17 protein-coding genes are annotated in these 19,245 nt (G+C 63.8%); 6 read left to right on the top strand and 11 right to left on the bottom strand.

Features of this window, described 5'->3' with window-relative positions:
• The first annotated feature begins 75 nt into the window (after nt 1-75).
• Complete coding sequence (locus ACV4UY_RS07010; protein WP_491606900.1) at nt 76-483, top strand: FliG C-terminal domain-containing protein; 408 nt, start codon at nt 76-78, stop codon at nt 481-483.
• Nucleotides 484-627: 144 nt separating this feature from the next.
• Here the strand turns inward: ACV4UY_RS07010 and ACV4UY_RS07005 are convergent, their stop codons facing one another.
• From ACV4UY_RS07005 to ACV4UY_RS06970, 8 genes are all read right to left on the bottom strand, one after another.
• On the bottom strand, nt 628-1,485 hold the full coding sequence (locus ACV4UY_RS07005) for a site-specific integrase (RefSeq protein ID WP_491606899.1): 858 nt from the start codon (nt 1,483-1,485) through the stop codon (nt 628-630).
• Between the two features lie 174 nt (nt 1,486-1,659).
• Nucleotides 1,660-2,313 carry a TIGR04282 family arsenosugar biosynthesis glycosyltransferase gene (locus tag ACV4UY_RS07000; RefSeq protein WP_491606898.1) on the bottom strand — a complete coding sequence of 218 codons (654 nt, stop codon included), beginning with the start codon at nt 2,311-2,313 and terminating at the stop codon, nt 1,660-1,662.
• A complete protein-coding gene (locus ACV4UY_RS06995) occupies nt 2,310-3,272 on the bottom strand; it encodes a UDP-3-O-(3-hydroxymyristoyl)glucosamine N-acyltransferase (RefSeq protein WP_491606897.1) in 963 nt (320 codons plus the stop codon). The genes ACV4UY_RS07000 and ACV4UY_RS06995 overlap by 4 nt, the downstream gene beginning before the upstream one ends.
• Nucleotides 3,273-3,365: 93 nt before the next feature.
• Nucleotides 3,366-4,523, bottom strand: a complete 1,158-nt coding sequence (rodA, locus tag ACV4UY_RS06990; protein ID WP_491606896.1) for a rod shape-determining protein RodA — start codon at nt 4,521-4,523, stop codon at nt 3,366-3,368.
• 37 nt (nt 4,524-4,560) lie between these two features.
• The gene (gene mrdA / locus ACV4UY_RS06985) at nt 4,561-6,372 is read right to left on the bottom strand and encodes a penicillin-binding protein 2 (RefSeq protein ID WP_491606895.1); all 1,812 of its coding nucleotides are present in this window, start codon (nt 6,370-6,372) and stop codon (nt 4,561-4,563) included.
• Nucleotides 6,359-6,865: a rod shape-determining protein MreD gene (gene mreD / locus ACV4UY_RS06980; RefSeq protein ID WP_420905238.1), complete on the bottom strand. Its 507-nt coding sequence runs from the start codon at nt 6,863-6,865 to the stop codon at nt 6,359-6,361. The genes mrdA and mreD overlap by 14 nt, the downstream gene beginning before the upstream one ends.
• Before the next feature lie 37 nt (nt 6,866-6,902).
• Nucleotides 6,903-7,763, bottom strand: a complete 861-nt coding sequence (gene mreC, locus ACV4UY_RS06975; protein ID WP_491606894.1) for a rod shape-determining protein MreC — start codon at nt 7,761-7,763, stop codon at nt 6,903-6,905.
• Between the two features lie 33 nt (nt 7,764-7,796).
• Nucleotides 7,797-8,831 (bottom strand): rod shape-determining protein, encoded by a 1,035-nt coding sequence (locus ACV4UY_RS06970; protein WP_420905240.1) that lies wholly within the window; start codon nt 8,829-8,831, stop codon nt 7,797-7,799.
• Between the two features lie 136 nt (nt 8,832-8,967).
• Between ACV4UY_RS06970 and ACV4UY_RS06965 the strand changes: the two genes are divergently transcribed.
• Nucleotides 8,968-11,670: a [protein-PII] uridylyltransferase gene (locus ACV4UY_RS06965; protein ID WP_491606893.1), complete on the top strand. Its 2,703-nt coding sequence runs from the start codon at nt 8,968-8,970 to the stop codon at nt 11,668-11,670.
• A gap of 298 nt (nt 11,671-11,968) precedes the next feature.
• Here the strand turns inward: ACV4UY_RS06965 and lipA are convergent, their stop codons facing one another.
• Nucleotides 11,969-12,910, bottom strand: coding sequence for a lipoyl synthase (gene lipA / locus ACV4UY_RS06960; protein ID WP_491606892.1), 942 nt, complete (start codon nt 12,908-12,910; stop codon nt 11,969-11,971).
• Nucleotides 12,910-14,004: a DHH family phosphoesterase gene (locus tag ACV4UY_RS06955; protein WP_491606891.1), complete on the bottom strand. Its 1,095-nt coding sequence runs from the start codon at nt 14,002-14,004 to the stop codon at nt 12,910-12,912. Before ACV4UY_RS06955 ends, lipA begins: the two co-directional genes overlap by 1 nt.
• Before the next feature lie 225 nt (nt 14,005-14,229).
• Between ACV4UY_RS06955 and ACV4UY_RS06950 the strand changes: the two genes are divergently transcribed.
• The 4 genes from ACV4UY_RS06950 to ACV4UY_RS06935 are packed head-to-tail and all read left to right on the top strand — an operon-like array spanning nt 14,230 to nt 17,048.
• Entirely contained in the window at nt 14,230-14,658 is a 429-nt protein-coding gene (locus ACV4UY_RS06950) for an OsmC family protein (RefSeq protein ID WP_491606890.1), read from the top strand.
• Nucleotides 14,658-15,341: a thiol:disulfide interchange protein DsbA/DsbL gene (locus ACV4UY_RS06945; RefSeq protein WP_491606889.1), complete on the top strand. Its 684-nt coding sequence runs from the start codon at nt 14,658-14,660 to the stop codon at nt 15,339-15,341. The genes ACV4UY_RS06950 and ACV4UY_RS06945 overlap by 1 nt, the downstream gene beginning before the upstream one ends.
• Nucleotides 15,342-15,357: 16 nt before the next feature.
• Nucleotides 15,358-16,119 carry an electron transfer flavoprotein subunit beta/FixA family protein gene (locus ACV4UY_RS06940; RefSeq protein WP_491606888.1) on the top strand — a complete coding sequence of 254 codons (762 nt, stop codon included), beginning with the start codon at nt 15,358-15,360 and terminating at the stop codon, nt 16,117-16,119.
• Nucleotides 16,107-17,048 carry an electron transfer flavoprotein subunit alpha/FixB family protein gene (locus ACV4UY_RS06935; RefSeq protein WP_491606887.1) on the top strand — a complete coding sequence of 314 codons (942 nt, stop codon included), beginning with the start codon at nt 16,107-16,109 and terminating at the stop codon, nt 17,046-17,048. Before ACV4UY_RS06940 ends, ACV4UY_RS06935 begins: the two co-directional genes overlap by 13 nt.
• 68 nt (nt 17,049-17,116) lie before the next feature.
• Here ACV4UY_RS06935 and ACV4UY_RS06930 read toward each other — a convergent pair whose 3' ends face one another.
• Nucleotides 17,117-19,075, bottom strand: a complete 1,959-nt coding sequence (locus tag ACV4UY_RS06930; RefSeq protein WP_491606886.1) for a TolC family protein — start codon at nt 19,073-19,075, stop codon at nt 17,117-17,119.
• Nucleotides 19,076-19,245 lie beyond the last annotated feature (170 nt).

The raw sequence follows: 19,245 nt of genomic DNA, 5'->3' as shown, positions 1-19,245 counted from the left end.
TATGGCGCTGGAGCGCCGGCCACGATGATAGCAGCCGGGACGGTTTGAACAAGGACTTATCGAAAGGAGACCGCCTTGAGCCACGAACGGGTGGCACGCATCCTGACCCTTCTCGACCGTCGCACCGCCGATCGGCTGCTGGGGTTTCTGGAGAGCCGGGAGTCCGAACTGGCCCGGACGATTCGGGATGGGATGGTGTTGTTCGAGGATCTGTCCGGGCTGGATCGACGCGAGCTGGAGACGCTCTTGCAACAGGTGCCGGACGAGACCCTGGTCACCGCCTTGCGCGGGGCCGATGCGGCGCTGGTGGCGCGCTTCCGGGGGAGTGTGTCGAAACAGCGGGCCGAGATGTTGCGGGAGGCCCTGGAGTTTGACCCGCCGCAGCCCCGTTCGCGGGTGGAACGGGCCAGGCGGGAGATTCTGGAGACCGCGCGTCTCCGACCGTGGGACTCCCGCCAGGAAGGTCCACGGTCGGGAGGGTGAGGGGGATCCCCCCCATCATGCACGTTACCATGAGACTCCCGAAGGGAGGGCATGGTACGGGGGGTGAGGGGGATCCCCCCCATCATGCACGTTACAGACGCGCGGTCGTGTGATTCTGCCCTCTCGGGATGAAGCGATGATCGGTCAGTGACCGTGCGCGGCCTTGGGCAGAGGCATGGGATCGCTGTCCAATCCGCCATGGGGGCTGTCCTGGGCACCTTCGAGGATGCCACCCACCCGCGGGCTGCACCCGCTGTAGAGCGCCGGATCCAACCCCACCGCCTTGACCCGCTCCTTGATCACCAGGGCCACCCCGTGACCGGTCAACGGCTGGCCGGAGATGCGCCCGTGACGGTTGATCCCCTGGAACACCGCTCCGCTCACGATCCCCGAGGCCACCAGCCACGCCTTGAGCGCGGTCACCGGACAGGTGGAAGAGTCCGTGCCGTGGGGAATCATCACCAGACGACCGGTGCTCAGGCTCAATTCCATGCCACCGGCCCGTTCGCGCAGATTCTCCACCGCCAGGGTGGTCAGCTCCGAGCGGCGCAGTCCACCGGAAAAGCCAACCAGAATCAACGCCTTGTCGCGCAGATCCTTCAGGCGCCCCCCCATCACGTTCAACACCGCCGTGGTCTGGTTGGAGGTCAGGGGAGCGACACGACGCTGTTCGCGACCGTGTTTCTGCTTGATCCCCTTGAGCACCGCGTTCACCAGCTCGGTTTTGGTCGGATCCTCCAACCCTTGCGCCGAGTGGGCCTTGCCGAGGGAGACCCGCCAACGAGCCAACGTCGCAAACTTGTGACTGTTGGCATGTTCCACCAGATAATTCGCGACCATCTTCTCGTGGGCCGGAATAACCCCACCCCAGTCGATGAAGCGGCGCAGGTCGCCCCAATAGGCAGCGCGGGTGGCGTCCGTCAGGGTGGATGCCTGGGCAAAGGCCTTGATCTGGGGATCAAGGGAAGGCACCTCTTGATTGGTGTGGGGAAAATCGCCCATCAGCTAAGACTCCCATGGATTCCGATAACGCATTAAGATCATGATTCGCTTGCCGGAATCGAGGGTCTTCCCGAAGAACCGCTTCCTCATTCCTACCGAAGAGATTCTTTTCTAGCGCCTTCTTTGACAGGCTCTCCGGATCGACCCTCGCCGGACACGCTAGATGTTGAGCAATTATTGGACCAACTTTTTTTCAAGTCTACGGAATCGTTCCCACTCCCTTGGGAAGTCCACATCCCAATGGCCGGGGATCTCCCCCCAGGACCATCCCAGGCGTCGAAATACCGTGCGTGTCGTCTCCGCGACCCGCTCCGTGCCCCACGGCATGACGATGAACAGCTCCGGCTGGAAACGCCGCAGCGCCAACGCCACGTAGCCACCATCCGAGGCTGGAATCAGCACCGCATCGTGGCTTGACAAAAGGGTTTCCGTGTGATTGAGACTGGCCAGATCCAGAGAGACGGCATCCCCGCCAACCAGCAGAATGCCCTCCGCCTCGGCCAGCCCGGCCTGGGAGATCGCCGTCAGACGAACCCCGAGATCCCCCTCGGGCTGAACGCGCATCTGACCGTCATCGGCGAGGGTGTCAAGAAAAGGTGTGGACCTCGGAGAGGTGGTCCAGAGACGAAACAGCCGTTCCGAAGGGGATTCCGCGCACCAGCGACGCACGATCCCAACGACATGCGTCAAAAGAACCGCATGGGCCTCGGCAGCACCCTCGGGGCCCAGGGCGGGAATCAGGCGGGTCTTGCAGCGACCCGGTTCCGGGTGCCGACCGAGAAGGTTGACCGAAAGACGCGCCTTCCGTGGCCTGGAAGAGACGTTCAATGACTTGAGGCGCGACCCTTCATATAATCGCGCACGGTTTTCATGAACTCCGGCAGTTTGCGCACCGCATTGATCTGGGCCAGATTCTCCCGATGCGGTCCGCCCCACCACCCCGACCAGGCGGCCCCGGCGGGCACATCCACGGCCACGCCGGTGGCGGCACCCACCCGCGCGCCGCGCCCCACCGTCACATGCGGGACCAGTCCGGCCTGTCCGGCCAGTACCACCCCATCCTCGATGCGACAGGAGCCGGCGATCCCCACCTGACTGACAATCACGCAGGCCCGCCCGATGTGGACGTTGTGGGCGATCTGGACCAGATTGTCGATCTTGGTGCCCGCCCCGATGCGGGTCTCGCCGAAACGGGCGCGATCCACGGTGGTGCAGGCCCCCACCTCCACATCATCCTCGATGCGCACGATCCCCAGATGGGGGATCTTGCGATGCGCGCCGGCCACGAACTCGAAACCGAACCCCTCGCCGCCGATCACGGCATTGGCGTGGATCACGCAGCGGGCGCCAATCAAGGTGCCATCGTGGATCACCGCGCCGGCGTGAATCACGCTGTCGGCCCCGATCACCACCCCGGCCCCGATCACCGCCAACGGTCCCACCGCCACCCCGGTACCCAGTCGCGCCGAGGGATCGATCACCGCCGAGGGGTGTACCCCAGACACACGCAGCTCACCCTGCCCCAGGAGCAGCCCGGCCCGACCGGCATCCAGAGCCGGCGCGGGAGAGATCATCAGCGGCAAACCCGGCACCAAGGTCGCCTCATCGACCAGATCCGGCGGCACCAGCAGGGCCGCCGCCCCCCGCACCTCGACCAGCCACTTGCGCGCCGTGACAAAGGTGAGATCCCCCGCCCCGGCGCTCTCCACCGGCGCCACCGCGCCGATCTCCACATCCCCGCCCCGCCATTCCAGTCCCAGACGCTCGGCCAAATCTTGCAGTTTCATGTTCGTATCACTCCCCACCGATCAAGACAGCCGGTTCTTTGAATGCATGGAAACCACCCGAATCTCCTCGCTCGAAACATAAAAGAACCCCTGCTACACCGACCGCCCATGCTGGCGCGAATAGAGGCTCACATGGGCCAGAAGCCCCATGGCGATCATCAGGGTCACCATGGAACTGCCGCCGTAACTGATCAACGGCAAGGGCACCCCCACCACCGGCAACAACCCCACCACCATGCCGACATTCACCAGCACCTGGATGGCGAAGAGCATGGTCGCCCCCACCACGGTGAGCAGGCCGAACCGATCGTTGGCCATTTCGGTGATCAGCAGGGCGCGCAGGATGATCAGAATGTACATCACCAGCAGCGTCACCCCGCCCACGAACCCCCACTCCTCGGCCAGCACCGAGAAAATGAAGTCGGTGTGCCGTTCCGGCAGGAAGTCGAGCTGGCTCTGACTGCCGGCCATGAACCCCTTGCCGGTCACCCCGCCCGATCCGACCGCGATCTTGGACTGGATGATGTGATAGCCGGATCCCAGCGGATCGCGTTCCGGAGAGAACAAGGTGATGATCCGCTGTTTCTGATAGGCATGCAAGCCATTCCAGGCCAGGGGCATGGAAGCGCCGAACAGCAGCACCAGGGTGAGCATCACCTTCCAGGAGATACCGGCCACCACGATCATCGCGAACCCAACCCCGGCCAGCAGCACGGCGGTGCCGAGATCGGGCTGCTTGATGATGAACACCACCGGCAGGATGATCATCAGAAACGGCACGCCGAGATCCCGCCAGCCCAGGGATCCGTTCTTGGCGTGATCCTGAAAATAACGCGCCAGGGCCAGGATCAGGGCCACCTTCATCAACTCCGAGGTCTGAAGTCGGAAAAAGCCCACCTCCAGCCAGCGTCTCGCCCCCATGCCGACGCTCCCCGCGACCATGGTCACGGCCAGCAGCATCAGGCTGCCACTGTAGAACAGATAGGCGAAACGTTTGTAAAGACGCTCCCCGGCCACGAGGGCCACGAACAGCATGATGCCCAACCCGAGTCCGGACTGGATCACCTGACGCCAGAACAGCCACTGGTTGTGTTCGCCGCCCACCGCGGAGAAGAGCACGCCGAATCCCAGACAGATGGTGAGCAGCAACAAGAGCAGCAGACTCCAGGGAAAACGGCGCAACCGATCCGTCCAGCCCAGCGAGACCGCGCCACCACCCCCGTCGAGCAACGGTTTGCCGACCTCGATCATCTCCCGCCTCCGTCGAGCAACGGTTTGCCGACCTCGATCATGTCCCGCCTCCGTATTTGGAGAAATACCGTTCCAGCACCCGTTTGGCCACCGGCGCCGCCGTCGCGCCGCCATGGCCGCCATGTTCGACGATCACCGCCACCACGATGCGCGGACGATCGACCGGAGCCAGACAGACATACAAGGCGTGATCCTGCAACTTCTCGTTGGTGGTCTTGATGATCTGACCGCTCTTTTCCCGCTTGTGGCGGGCCACCTGGGAGGTGCCGGTCTTGCCGCCCACCCGGACCCCCTCCAGCCGGGTCTTGTAGGCGGTGCCGTTGGGATCGTGGACCACCCCCTCCAGACACTGCCGCATGATCTCCATGTGATGGGCGGAAAAGTAGTTGCGCGTCACCACCTCGGGCTCCTGTCCGGGCTGGAGCTTGCGCAGCAGAGGCCGATACACCGTCCCGCCATTGCCCATGCACGACACCATCACCGCCAACTGCAACGGGGTGGTCAACACATATCCCTGACCAATGCCGGTGATATAGGTTTCACCCGGAAACCAGGAGGTTTTGAACACCTTCCGTTTCCAGGTGCGCGACGGAATCAGGCCGGGGCGTTCCCCTTCCAGATCGATGCCGGTCAGGCCACCCAGCCCCATCTTGCGGGCCTGACGCTCGATGGCATCGATGCCGAGCCGTTCGGCCAGCTTGTAGAAATAAACATCGCAGGATTGGGTGAAGGCCTGTTGCAACGCCACGTTGCCATGACCATGCCGCCGCCAGCAGTAGAATCGCTGCTCCTCCTTGACCAGATAACCGTTGCAAGGAACCGTTTCGCGCGGATCGAGCTTGCCGGAGACCAGACCGGCCATGGCGGTGACGATCTTGAAGGTCGAGCCGGGCGGATAGTGGCCTTGCAGGGCCTTGTTGATCAAGGGACGATCCGGATCGTTCATCACCTCCTGCCACTGGGCGTGGGTGAAGCCGCGGATGAACTGGTTGGGATCGAAGGTGGGGGTGCTGACCATGGCCAGGATCTCGCCGTTGTTCGGATCCATGGCCACCACCGCGCCCATCTCCCCGCCCAGCGCCTCCTGGGCCTCCCGTTGCAGATCCATGTCGAGGGTGAGTTGCAGATCCTCGCCCGACTCCGGCGGATTGCGATGCAGTTCGCGCACATGGCGACCCACGGCGTTGACCTCCATCTCCAACACCCCCTCGCGTCCGCGCAGCACCTCCTCGAACCGCTGTTCCACCCCGCTCTTGCCGATCAGATCCCCGGACCGGAAGCTGATGCGCGAAAACCGCTTGCGATCGTTTTCGCTCGGCTCGCCGAGATAGCCCAGGATGTGACAGGCCAGGGCATCGAACGGATAGGAGCGCACCGACTGGCTCTGGAGATCGACGCCGGGAAATTCATGGATGCGCACCTCGATGCTGCCCACCTGCTCCCAGGTCAGATGGGATTTGACCCGCAACGGCAGAAACGAGCGCTGTTTGCGGGCCATCTGCAACAGGTGCTTGATCTCCTCCTCGGACAGTTCGATGTACCGGCTCAGCCGTTTGAGCAGCATGCGCAGCGAACCGGAAAGCTCCGGGATCACCACCACCTCGTAATCGGGGCTGTTCTCGACCAGCAGGCGGTTTTCGCGGTCGAAGATCCGTCCCCGTTGCGCGGAGATCGGCTTGAGGCTGATGCGGTTATCCTCGGCCAGGGTGCGGTATTCGCCGCCGCGCATCACCTGGAGATGGAACAGCCGCCCCCCCAGCATGAAAAAACCCAGGCCCAGTCCGCCGCCCACCAACAGCAGACGCCGCCGCGCATCGCCGCGAAACTGTTCCCGGTCATCGTCGAGCATGCGCTTCCTCCAGCCAGGTGCGATGGATCATCACCAGGAGATGGATCACCAGAGGCGCGAGCAGCATGGTGGCCACGGGGCGTCCCATCAGCAGTTGCCAGCGGACCGCCATGCCCCATTTGAGCATGGCCAGACCGAGTTGGATCCCCTCGGCGAGCAGCACGAAGATCGGCACCACGAAGATCAGGTAGGTGAAATCGATGGAGCGGATCAGGCGTCCCAGACGACCGATGACGAGGATCAGCAGAATGTTGGAGATGGCGTTCAATCCCAAAGGCGCGCCGGAGATCACATCGACCAGCAGTCCGGCCAGCAGGGCCAGGATCGGGCCGCAGCGATCCGTGCGGTACAGGCGCCAGTAGAACAGACAGATCAGCACCAGATCCGGACGCAGGACCGACCAGGCATGGAACGGCAGGGCCATCTCCTGGAGCACCGCCGCCATGAAGATGGTCATGGCCGGAAGCCCGGAGATGAGCAGGGAGACCATCATGGCACGGGGATGGACCTCGAATCAGGGGGGCGGTGTGTTAAGGAAGCGGTTTGTTGTCCGCCGTTGGCTTGACGGCGCGGGGCAGGAGCAGGTGGGCCTCCTCGATGCGACCGAAATCGACCGTGGGTTGCACCATGGCCTCGCGGAACAGTCCCTCGTCACCCGGTTCCAGGGAGACCACCTTGCCGACCACCAACCCTTTCGGGAAAATGCCGCCGGTGCCGGAGGTGACCACCACGTCCCCGACCACCACATCGGCATCCTTGGGGAGGTACTCCAGGGTCATCTGGGTATCGTTCTGGCCGGCGCAGACCGCCTTGACCCGCGAACGCTGGATCAGGATCGGAACCCGTGAGTTCAGATCGAGCATGGAGAGAACCAGGGAGGCGTTGGCCGAAGCGCGCACCACGCGACCGACCAGGCCCGAGGGGACGGTGACCGGCGCGTTGACGATCACTCCGTCCTGACGTCCGGCGTTGACGATGAAGGAGCGGGCGAAGGCCGAGGAGGAGTCCCCGACCACGCGCACGGCCAAGGGTTGGAAATCGGGATCCGGACGCATCTGCAACAGGGACTTGAGCCGGTGGTTCTCCTTTTCCAGCTCGTCGAGGCGCACGCCCAGGGGACGCAGGCGTTCCAGCTCGGCCTTGTATTGACGATTTTCGCGGTCGAGACGGGCAAGTTCCGAAAGACGGGCCTGGAACCCCTCGATGGTGGAGACCGGACGGGTGAGGAAGGACTGGGCGGTGCCGGCCAGTTGCAGCACACCCTCGTGCATGCCGTGGCGATCTCCCACGGTTCCTCTGGCCATCAGCAGCAGGAAGAGGGCGATCACCAGGGTGAGGAAGACCGAAATGGCATGTCGAAATTCGCGAAAGATGCCCAGCAGTGCCGTCATGCCACGTCCTGGTCGGATGGAGATAAGGCGCTATTATCGATCCATCAGGATGTCGGACATGCTATCCAGCTCTTCCAACGCCCTTCCGGATCCCATGACCACGCAGGAGAGCGGGTCATCGGCGATGAAAACCGGCAGACCGGTCTCCTCGGCCAACAACTGATCCAGTCCCCGCAGGAGCGCGCCACCGCCGGTCAGGACGATGCCACGATCGACGATATCCCCGGCCAACTCCGGCGGGGTACGTTCCAGGGCCACGCGCACGCCATCGACGATGGCGTTGATGGGTTCGGCCAGGGCTTCGAGGATTTCAGGATCGGAGATCACCTGATGCCTCGGCACCCCATGGATCAGGTCACGTCCTTTTACCTCAACTTCCAACCGTTTTTCCAGGGGAAAAGCGGAGCCCACTTGAATTTTGATAATCTCGGCGGTTCCCTCGCCGATCAACAGCGAATATTTGCGCCGCACATGGGCGATGATCGCCTCGTCCATCTTGTCGCCGCCCACGCGGATCGATCGGGAGTAGACGATGCCGCCCAACGAGATGATCGCCACCTCGGTGGTGCCGCCGCCCACGTCGATCACCATGGAACCACTCGCCTCGGTGACCGGCAGGCCGGCGCCGATGGCCGCAGCCATGGGTTCGTTGATCAGATAGACATCGCGGGCTCCGGCGCTCTCCGCAGATTCGCGGATGGCGCGTCGTTCCACCGGCGTGGCCCCGACCGGCACGCAGACGATGATGCGCGGCGAATAGAACAGGCGGCGCTTGTGGACCTTGCGGATGAAATGCTTGAGCATCGCCTCGGTGACGGTGAAATCGGCGATCACCCCGTCGCGCATCGGACGGATGGCCACGATGCTGTCGGGCGTGCGTCCGAGCATTCGTTTGGCCTCGTTGCCCACGGCCAGCACCTTGCGAACCCCGCGGGAACTTTCGTGGATCGCCACCACCGAGGGTTCGGAGAGCACCACCCCGCGTCCACGCACGTAAACCAAGGTATTGGCCGTGCCCAGATCGATGGCCATGTCGGTGGAGAACAGTCCTTTCAGTTTACCAAACATCGAAGCTACCCATAGCAAAAATTCAATCCGCCTCACGATGCGGACCCGATGGAACCATCAGCCATTGACCCGACATCGCAACCGCCACATCCTAACGGTGCAACCCGGTGATTGTCACCCCAGCAAGGCACTTCCCATGACTACGACGCCACATTTCGAAAAAGAGGAGATCCTGGACCTCGCGGCCCTGGATCAGCAGATCAACGCCATCCACGATGGCCGCTCCCCCCTGACGGACGACCAGCGGGCGGCGATTCTGCCGCTGTTGCGCACCGCCATGAAATCGGGACGCGATCTGCTCCATCAACACCATCTGGCCGGCGCCACCGGACAATACATCGTCCAGGGCCACACCTTCCTGGCGGATGCCATCCTGCAACGCATCCACGCCCTGACGGTGGCCGACGACACCAGCCCGGAACCGTTCTGCCTGGCGGCCACCGGCGGCTACGGACGGCGCGAACTGGCCCCCTTTTCCGACATCGACCTGTTGTTCATCGTCCCGGACGAGCACGCCACGCAACCGGCCCTGGTGGAAAAGATGCTCTACATCCTCTGGGACATCGGCATGGATGTCGGACATGCGGTGCGTACGGTTGAGGAGTGTCTGCAACAGGCGCGCCAAGAATTACAGATTCTGACCTCCATGCTCGATTCACGTTTTCTCGCGGGAGATCATAAGCTTTTCACCCACTACCGCACCACCCTGTTCAACAACGCCCTGCTTAACGATCCGTTGAGTTTCCTGCGTGCCAAGCTTTTGGAACAGAGCAAGCGTCACGAACGGTTCGGGGCATCGCTATACTATCTGGAACCCAACATCAAGGAAAATCCCGGCGGCCTGCGCGATCTGCACACCTTTGCCTGGATCTCCAAATACCGCTATCAGGTGACCCGCATCCAGGAGTTGATCCCCATGGGGATCATCACCGAAGAGGAGTTCGAAAACTTCAAACGGTGTCGCGCCTTTCTGCGTCGGGTGCGCAACGCCCTGCACTACCGCGCCGGACGGCGGGACGATCGCCTCACCTTTGCCCACCAGGTGGCCATCGCCCAGGAGTTCGGCTATCAGGACCAGCCGGGCATGCTGGCGGTGGAGCGATTCATGCGGCGCTACTACCGGGTGGCGCGCCGGGTGGGACATCTCTCCTGGATCTTTCTGCGCAAGTATCAGGACGAACATCGCGAGGTGCTCGACTGGGACCGCCGTCACCTGGAGGACGCCTTCGAGGTGATCGGCGGCAAGCTGAGTCTCACCTCGCCGGAGGCGCTCCAGGAAAAACCAATCCGCATCATGCGTCTGTTCGAGGTGGCGCAACGCAATCTGCTCTCCATCCACCCGGACACCATGCGGCTGGTCACCCAGAATCTCTCGCTGATCAACCGGACTTTCCGCGCCGACCCCAAGGTCACGGCGATCTTTCTCTCCATGCTCAACGGCAAGCGCGCGGTGGCCTGGGTGTTGCGGCGCATGAACGATGCCGGCGTCCTGGGACGCTACATCCCGGAGTTCGGACGCATCATCGGACAGACCCAGCACGACATGTATCACGTCTTCACCGTGGACGAGCACACCATCCTGGCGGTGGAATCGTTGCGCCACATCAGCTCGGGCAAGTTCTCCCACGAACTGCCGATCGCCACGCAACTGATGCAAAAACTCAACAATCCGGCCCTGCTCTATCTGGCGGTCATGTTCCACGACATCGCCAAGGGGCTGGGTCCGAACCACCACATCCGCGGCGCGGAGATCGCCCGCAAGATCTGCGAACGGATGGAACTCCCCGCCAACGACATCGAGATGATCGCCTGGCTGGTGGAAAACCATCTGATCTTCTCGCGCACCGCCTTCCGCCGCGATCTCAACGATCCGGAGACCCTGGCCTCGTTCGCCAAGCAGATCGGCACGGTGCGCAAACTGAATTTATTGGTGCTGTTGACCGTGGCCGACATCCGCGCCGTGGGGCCCGGCGTCTGGAACCAGTGGAAGGGAAACTTGTTGCGTCAACTCTACGAACGCAGCCTGGACACCCTGGACAAGGGGATCATCTTCACCCCCGAGGAGATCGCGCGGCGCGCGGAGATTCTCAAAAGCGCCACCTTCGAAATCCTGGCCAAGGAGCACGATCCGGAACGGGTGCGGCGCCATCTGGACCGCTTCTATCCCGACTACTTCACCCACTACGCCCCGGAGATGCTCGCCGAACACTTCGTGGCCCTCAAGGAGATCGATGAGCAACCGCTGGTGATCGTCTTCAAGCAGGTGCCGAAGATCAACGCCACGCGCATGCTGGTCTACACCCCGGACCATCCGGGTCTGATGGCGCGCATCTCCGGGAGCCTGTCGGCCTCGGGGGCCAACATTCTTTCCGCCGACATCACCACCACCAAGGATGGCATGGCCCTGGACACCTTCGTGATCCAGACCCAGAACGGCGAGCCGATCGAAACCCCGGAGCGGCTGGAGAGAATCGAATCCACCCTGACGCGGGTGCTGGAGGGAAAACTCCGCCCCAGCGCGCTGTTGGCCAATCCCCCGGCGGGCTTCCGACGCAAACCGTTCGACATCTCCTTCTCCATGGAGGTGGACGACTCCCTGGACACCTTCACGGTGGTGGAGATCACCTCCCTGGACCGTCCCGGCCTGTTGTTCGCCATCACCCGGGTGTTGCAGAACCAGGGGGTGCAGATCCGCGCCGCCAAGATCGCCACCTACGGCGAACGGGTGGTGGATGTGTTCTATCTGCGCGACATGTTCGGCTTGAAGCTCGATCCGCGCCGCCTGACAACCGTCGAAAAAATGCTGCGCGCGGCGGTGGACAAGCTCGAACAACCGTGAGGAAGAACCGAGCCCCGCACCCGGATCGGCACGGTTCTGATTGACGATGGCGCGAGACGAAGCGTAACCGGGGTCCGATTGCTCAATTCTTGGGATTGAAACGTACAATCCGGATCCCGAATCCAGTAGCGAATCCGGGGACACCCCAAGGCACCCAATCGCGCATCCGCCCACGCGCCCCAATATTTTCAAGGGCAGCCAGCGTGAAGGCCTCATGCGTCCGGTGACGATGCGGCATGATTCGAGACCCGACCGTTCAGGAAGCGCCTGCAATCACCCGTTCCATGCTAAGCGATGTTCAATCGTGATCGTCTGTCTCCAACAACCGTTCGGCATGCATGGAGGAGCGGGCCAGGGGATGGCTTTCCACCGCGGCAAACCCCATCTTCAGCGCCCGTTTCCGCCACCCCTCGAACACCTCCGGTTCCCAGTAGCGCACCACGGGCAGATGATCGCGACTCGGGGCCAGATACTGGCCGATGGTCAAGAGATCCACCCCCACGCGGCGCAGATCGACCAGCACCGCCTCGATCTCGGCCTCCTCCTCGCCCAGACCGAGCATGATCCCGGACTTGACCCGTCCCGCTCCGGCATGTCTGGCGGCGCGGGCCAGGAGTTGCAGCGATCCGGCGTAGCTGGCCGCCGGACGCACGCGCGGATAGAGACGCGGCACGGTCTCGACATTGTGGTTCAACACCTCGGGACGGGCGTTCAAAACCGCCTCCAGAGGGGCCGGCGCGCCCCGAAAATCGGGGATCAGCAGCTCCACCGTGGTGCCGGGAGAGCGGACGCGGATCGCCGCCACGCAAGCGACGAACTGGCCAGCCCCGCCATCCTCCAGGTCATCGCGGGTCACCGAGGTGATCACCGCATGGCGCAAGGCGAGCGCGGTCACCGCCTCGGCCAGACGCCGGGGTTCATCCGGATCCGGGGGCGCGGGACGCCCGGTCTTGACATCGCAAAAACCACAGGAGCGGGTACAGAGCGCGCCGAGGATCATGAAGGCGGCGGATCCGGCCTGCCAACAATCGCCGATGTTGGGACAGCGCGCCGACTGACAGACCGTCTCCAGACGCAACGTCCCGGTCAGGGCGCGCATGCGCCGATACCCCTCGGAGCCGGGGGCCAGCACTTTGAGCCAGCGGGGTTTGCCCCGCGCCGGAATCGCACCCCCGCCGGAAGGCTCCGAACTCACCCCGGAGGCGCGCGCCTCCGGGTCCGACACGTCACGAGAGATCACTACGCCTCCTCCATGCCGATCTTCTTGAAGAACTTCTTGCGGATCTTGCCGTCAAAGGCGTTCCACTTGAGCTGGGCCAACTCCTCGTTGTCGTTGCCCGACAAGAAGCCCAACGGGATCTCGAATCCTCCCGCTCCGGCCTTGCCGCCGCCGTAGAAGATCCCCTGTTCGGTGCGACCCAAAACCTCCTTCAAGAAGGCATCCGGACTCAGACTGTTGCGGCTGGTGCGCAACGAACCGTGAATGCTCTCCGAACCATCGGCCATGGTGACGATCCCGTAAACCACCACGGTCTGTACCGTATCCTCGGTCAGCAGAAAATCGGCGGCCTGCGGAATGGCATCCCGATCCTCGCCGCGCAGATAGCCGACCCCCGAAAGACACAACCCCGCCTTGATCACCCGGTTGGCCAGCGCCAGACGAATCACCTCCATCACCTTGTGGTTGCGACGTTGATGAAGAATATCCATCAGCAGATCGATGTCGCAGAAGGGTTGCAGAAAGGCTGCGGCGGTAAAATCCGAGGGTTGGGCACGGATCATCGAACCGGTCTCGCTGATGATGCCGTGCATCAACGCCGTGGCCAGGCGGCGATGCTCCGGCTTGGAGGTGCGCAGCGGCAGCAACCCCTCGGCCAGATAGTGGGTAAAGATCGTCGCGCAGGCCCCCACCGGGCGAATGTCGGTGAAGATCGGCGCGCTCAACCGGTGCTGAAGATCGTGATGATCGACCACCGCCAGAACCGGCACGCCCGCCTCATCCAGTCGATCGACCAGATTGCTGGTCGTCCCCTGATTGTCCACGAAAACAGCACCCTGGAAGTAGCCCGGGGCGATCTCTTCCGCGCTCCATTCGGTGAGCTGAATCTCCAGCAGGTTGATCAGCGCGATGTTCTCCTGATGGCTGATGCGACCACCGTAGATCAATTCGGACTGAATGCCCCGCTCCGCGGCCAACAGATGATAGGCGAACCCGCACGCGATGGCGTCCGGATCCGGAAAATCCTGCAACACCACGGCATGACGCTCCCCTTCGCGATGGGCCAACATCGCCTCGAGTTGCATGGCCTTGCTTTTTGCGGTCAATTCTTCCATTTTCTTGCCTCGCTCGGCATCTGGACGGAACGTGCCCGATGGGGGTGGGACCCCTCAACCCCCGGTTCCGGACCTCCCTTGCGGGAGTCCCAGGGAAAAGTGACGAATCCTTGCATCGTCGATTCGATGATGACATCTTGCCAAAAAGCCGTCCAGGTTGCACTCTGTTTCGTACTCGGATTTCATCCGTATCATCGTTTCATCGGTCTTGAGAGGAGAACCCCCATGGGGAAAGTCACGGCGCGCGTCAAATACATCGAGGGCATCCAACTGCTGGGTGAGTCCGGATCCGGCCATACCGTGGTGATGGATGGCAGCCTCGAGGTGGGAGGCCGCAACATGGGGATACGTCCCATGGAACTGTTCCTGATCGGTCTCGGCGGCTGCGCCAGCATCGACGTGCTCTCCATCCTGCGCAAGGGACGCCACGCCGTCAACGACTGCCAGGTGGCCATCCAGGGCGAACGGGCCGAAGAGGATCCCAAGGTCTACCTCGCCATCACCATGCACTTCACCGTCACCGGCAAGGATATTCCCTCCAAGGCGGTGGAACGGGCCATTCAGCTCTCCGAGGAAAAATATTGTTCGGCAGCGGCCATGCTGGCCAAAACCGCCACCATCCGCACCTCCTTCGAGATCGTGGAGCAGCCCTGATGTCCATGTCGTCCAGCCTGCCCGCGACGCGACGCGCTTTCCTGATGGCCGCGACCCTGCTGTTATCCCTGGGGTCACTCCAGGCCGACGAGCCGTTCGAGCCCAAACCCGGCGTACACTTCGAACCCGTCAATCCGCCCGTGCCGGTCTCCGGATCCAAGCCCGAGGTGGTCGAGGTGTTCAATTTCAAATGTCCGCACTGCTTCTATCTCCATCCGCACATGGAGAAATGGAGCGAACAGGTCAGGGACCGCTACACGATCAAGAGCCTGCCGATCGCCTTTTCCAACCAGTCGGACGCGCCGGTGCGCGCCTTTCATGCCGCGCAGTTCTTCGACCGCGAGGCGGAGATGAAACACGCCCTGTTCAACGCCCACTTCGTGGATCAGGTGAACATCGACTCCCCACAGGAACTGGCCTTCATCGCCGAGGGGATGAAATTCGAATCCGCCGCATTCCAGAGCCACATGAGTTCCTTCGGGGTCGGCGGCAAGATCGCCCAGGGACAGGCCCTCGCGCAGGCCTTCGGCATCTCCGGCACCCCCACGGTGGTGGTCAATGGTCGCTACAAGGTGATTCCCGGCAAACACGATCAGGGCGATTACCAAAAATTCTTCCAGATCGTGGAAGCCCTGGCCGCCAAGGCTCCAGAGGGTGCCTCCGCCACTCCCAAAACCCCCTGACGCGGGAGCCGGGAACATGATCGTCCTGGTGGCGGTCAAACCCCTCGCCGATCCACTGGTGCCGGTGCGGATCCGCGCGGATGGCCGGGGACTCGAACCGTCGGACGCCCGCGTGGTGATCAACCCCGTGGATGAAAACGGCCTGGAGGCGGCGCTGCGACTCAAGGAGCGAGGCGTCGCCACGACGGTGATCGCCGTGGCCATCGGTCCGGAAAGCTGGGACGGAAGCCTCAAGACCACCCTGGCCCTGGGCGTGGATCGGGCGATGCGCATCGCAGCACCGGACGATCTCGATCCCCTGCCCGTAGCCCGATTGCTCGCCGCCGCGACCCGGAAAGAGGGCGCCTCGCTCCTCATCACCGGTCGCCAGGCGGTGGATCGGGATCAGGGGGTGGTGGGCCCGATGACCGCCGGCCTGCTCGGCTGGAGCCAGATCGCCTTCGTCTCGGCCATCGATGCGGTGGATGAAACGTCCATCACCCTCTCCCGCGATCTCGATCACGGTCGGGAAACCCGCCAGGCCTCTCTGCCCGCCGTGCTCAGCGTGGATCCGCGCCTCAACACCCCCCGTTACGCCAGTCTGCCCGCCATCATGCGCGCCCGCGCCAAACCGGTGGAATGCCTCGACCCGGAATCCCTCGGCGTGGCGCTGACCAGCGATCTCGAATGGCTTGAGTTGCTCCCTCCCAAACCGCGTCCGCCGGGAGTGCGCCTCGGTTCGGTGATCGAGTTGGCCGAACGTCTCAAGGCCGGCGGTTGGATGCCATGTCCGTCCTGATTCTCGTCGATCCGCTTCCCGGTGACGCCGAAGAGAGCCGCGTGGCCCGCCTGGTCGGCGCGGCCAGAGGATTGCCGGGTCCGGTCGCGCTGCTGGTGATCGACGCCGCGGAGGGTCCGCGCTGTCAACGCCTCGCCACCCTCGATGGCGTATCCCAACTGCTCCGTCTCGCCCCCGCCGCGCCCGATCAACCGCCGGAACCCGAAGCGCTGGCCGAATGGTTGACAGCCCACCACGCCGAACATACCGCCATCCTGGCCGCCGCCTCCCCGTTCGGCGCCGAGATCATCCCGCGCGTCGGCGGTCTTCTGGGCATCACCCCGCTCACCGGGGTGATCGAAATCGGCCCGGACCACACCTTCATCCGCCCCACCCACGCCGGCGCGGTGCTGGCGAGAATCCGTTCCCGGTCCGTCTTGAAACTGCTGACCGTGCAACCGTGGGCCTTCGCCCCGGTCGCCACCGGGACGACACCCGCGCCGATCCGTGCCGTCGGGATGCTGGCGGGTTCGGGACTCTCCCGTTCCCTCGGCATCACGACGATCCAACGCCCGCCGGGACAGCCGGAGCTGACCGGAGCGCGCATCGTCGTGGCCGGGGGGGCCGGTTTGGAGCAGGATTTTCAACCGGTGGAAGCGCTGGCCGCCGCGCTCGGCGGGGCGGTCGGGGCCAGTCGGGGAGCCGTGGATGCCGGTCTGGCCCCGGCGGACCGCCAGATCGGCCAGACCGGCCATGTGATCGCGCCGGAACTCTACATCGGCCTGGGGATCTCCGGCGCAGTGCAGCATCTGGCCGGCATCAAGGCCGCAGGGTGCATCGTGTCGATCAACACCGATCCCGGTGCCCCGCTCTCCAGCGTGGCCGATCTGTCGCTGATCGCCGACGCCCGCCAGGCGGTGCCGGCATTGATCCGGGCGTTGCAGGCGTGAGAGGGCGGCGCTGACCGTTCACCGGATACGGGCGTGACGGGCATAATCCCCTCACCCCACCCTGCAAGTTACTCGATCAACTTCTCGAGCGCGTCGGAGAACTTCTTGGCCACCGCATCGCTCTCCCGCCCCCGATGCAACACCGGCACCCATCCCACCTGCGCGCCGATGCGCCGGTTGACCAGGGTCATCGCCTCACGAAGTTGACCGTGGGTATCGAACGGCCCCACCAGGAGACGAACCATCTCCCGATCGTCCGGCGAGAGAACCCGCTCCGACCAACTGGGAATGCCCGACTTCTTGAGCGCCTGAATCCGTTTTTCCAACGACTCCGCATCGCCGAAGGTGCCCACATGCACCATGTACGCCCCGGAGTCATCCAGGGGTGGCAACCCCTTGGCCAGCGCTCCGTCCGGTTTGTTGGCGACCATGAACACCCCGACCATGCGCGGCGTCTCGCGGGTGGGCTTGGGATCATGCAACTCGGCCAGGGGACGCGCCTGATGACCGTGGGTGACCGCGGGCGCAGCCCGATCGGCGGCCAACTCCTCCAGGAGCAGAGCCACCCCTTCCTCCACCTCACCCGACACGCGCTCCCCCAGATCGGCCAGCATCTGCTCGTGGGCCATGCGGATCATCTCGTCGCGTCCGCTTTCGGTGGCACGCACCGATTCGACATGACTTCCGTCGCGGGATGGGGTGGTCGCCTGCAAACTGCGTCCCAGGGCCTTCCACAGCCGCGCCACGGCCAACTGGGCCTGATAGCGATGCCGGACCAGATTGGTGCGCAGGGTGTGGACCTCGAATTGGGAGTCGAGTACATCCGTCAAGGTTCGGGTGCCGGCGTGAAAGCTCTCCACCAGACCGGCGGCGGCCTTTTCGCTGAATGACAGGGCCTGTTCCAGGGAGGCGATGGCCGCCTTGTTGTTCTTGAGGTCGAAACGGGCCTCCTCCATCTCGCGACGGGCCAGGGTGCGCAGCCGGTCGAGTTCGCTCATGGCGGCCTCTTTGAGCGCCTGGGCCTCACGGGTCCGGCTCACGGTCTCCAGACCGTTGAAGATCGGCACGTTCATCACCAGACTGACCGAATGGGCCCGTTCGTCCTCCTTGACCGAGCGTCCCGTGGAGCCGCCCAACTCCGCATCCCAGGTACGGCTGACCGTGTAGTTGAAATCGACGGTCGGCAGATGGGCGGAACGTTCGATCTTCTCGCTCATGGCGCTCTCTTGCAGACGGGCGCGGGCGGCCCAGATCTCGGGACGGTCCTCGATCCACTTCCACGCATGGGCATCCAGATCCTTCGGCTCCTCCCAGGTCAAATCGGGCAGAGCCAGATCCGGATCCGGATTGGCGCCCACCACCTCGCGGAAAAAGGCGGTCTCCTTCTCCAGGGTGTTGATGGCGTCCTGAAGATTGGCCTTGGCCTGATGGGCGCGGGAGGCGGCCTGTTGCACATCGGTTTCGGTCGATTCCCCGGCGTTCATGCGCAGGGTGTTCTCATCGAGGTGATGCTGGGTGATCTTGATGTATTGACGCGCCAGATCGTAGACCCCCTTGGCTTCGAGCCAGTTGGCGCTGACCGTGGCCACCCGCAGGGCGATATCCTGGCGCATGGCCATCAGGTCGGCAAAGGCCCCTTCGATACGGTGATCGCTCTGGGAATAGCCCAGCCAGGAGGGGGCGTTGACGATTCTCTGATCCACGGTGAGCGCCACGGTGCGCGGGTCGGCGTGCTGGGAGGTGCCCAGACTCTTGTAGTGGGTCCCTTCGCGCAGCACGTCCACGGCGCGGACATTGACCTGGGGCAGCAGACGCGCCAGACTCTTGGGATTGGACTCCCGCGCGGCGCGCAGCAGGGCCTCGGAGCGCTGGATCTGGGGATTGCGCGCCTGGGCGGTATCGACCGCGCGCCAGAAGGCCGCCACATCGGCCCGCGCGAAGCCCGCCGGCAACCAGAGCAGCAGGAACAGCACGGCTCCGGTCAAGAACCGTTCCAGATTTCCAGGATGTACAGACCGATCCGACATGGCATCCAATCCTTGACGATGATCCCCGTTTCCGAAAGCAGACGACACAACCGCCGCCGCATGGCACGCCTCCGTTGAGGGCATATCGTCCGATTGGTCTGGCAACCTGAGCGGTATTTCCCGACAGAACGCCGCCACCCCCCCGAAACGCCACCAACCCGACGCCCAGG

It is taken from the genome of Candidatus Magnetaquiglobus sp. (genome assembly GCF_058402785.1).
Note: the sequence above shows the minus strand (reverse complement) of the source record. Positions and strands in the feature narration are given on the sequence as shown.

Bases quoted from the DNA above. Each gene is read 5' to 3' on its own strand.
- ACV4UY_RS07005 (WP_491606899.1), bottom strand. From the start codon at position 1,485: ATGGGCGATTTTCCCCACACCAATCAAGAGGTGCCTTCCCTTGATCCC.
- ACV4UY_RS06995 (WP_491606897.1), bottom strand. From the start codon at position 3,272: ATGAAACTGCAAGATTTGGCCGAGCGTCTGGGACTGGAATGGCGGGGC.
- rodA (WP_491606896.1), bottom strand. From the start codon at position 4,523: ATGATCGAGGTCGGCAAACCGTTGCTCGACGGGGGTGGTGGCGCGGTC.
- mrdA (WP_491606895.1), bottom strand. From the start codon at position 6,372: ATGCTCGACGATGACCGGGAACAGTTTCGCGGCGATGCGCGGCGGCGT.
- mreD (WP_420905238.1), bottom strand. From the start codon at position 6,865: ATGATGGTCTCCCTGCTCATCTCCGGGCTTCCGGCCATGACCATCTTC.
- mreC (WP_491606894.1), bottom strand. From the start codon at position 7,763: ATGACGGCACTGCTGGGCATCTTTCGCGAATTTCGACATGCCATTTCG.
- ACV4UY_RS06970 (WP_420905240.1), bottom strand. From the start codon at position 8,831: ATGTTTGGTAAACTGAAAGGACTGTTCTCCACCGACATGGCCATCGAT.
- ACV4UY_RS06965 (WP_491606893.1), top strand. From the start codon at position 8,968: ATGACTACGACGCCACATTTCGAAAAAGAGGAGATCCTGGACCTCGCG.
- ACV4UY_RS06955 (WP_491606891.1), bottom strand. From the start codon at position 14,004: ATGGAAGAATTGACCGCAAAAAGCAAGGCCATGCAACTCGAGGCGATG.
- ACV4UY_RS06950 (WP_491606890.1), top strand. From the start codon at position 14,230: ATGGGGAAAGTCACGGCGCGCGTCAAATACATCGAGGGCATCCAACTG.
- ACV4UY_RS06945 (WP_491606889.1), top strand. From the start codon at position 14,658: ATGTCCATGTCGTCCAGCCTGCCCGCGACGCGACGCGCTTTCCTGATG.
- ACV4UY_RS06940 (WP_491606888.1), top strand. From the start codon at position 15,358: ATGATCGTCCTGGTGGCGGTCAAACCCCTCGCCGATCCACTGGTGCCG.
- ACV4UY_RS06935 (WP_491606887.1), top strand. From the start codon at position 16,107: ATGTCCGTCCTGATTCTCGTCGATCCGCTTCCCGGTGACGCCGAAGAG.
- ACV4UY_RS06930 (WP_491606886.1), bottom strand. From the start codon at position 19,075: ATGTCGGATCGGTCTGTACATCCTGGAAATCTGGAACGGTTCTTGACC.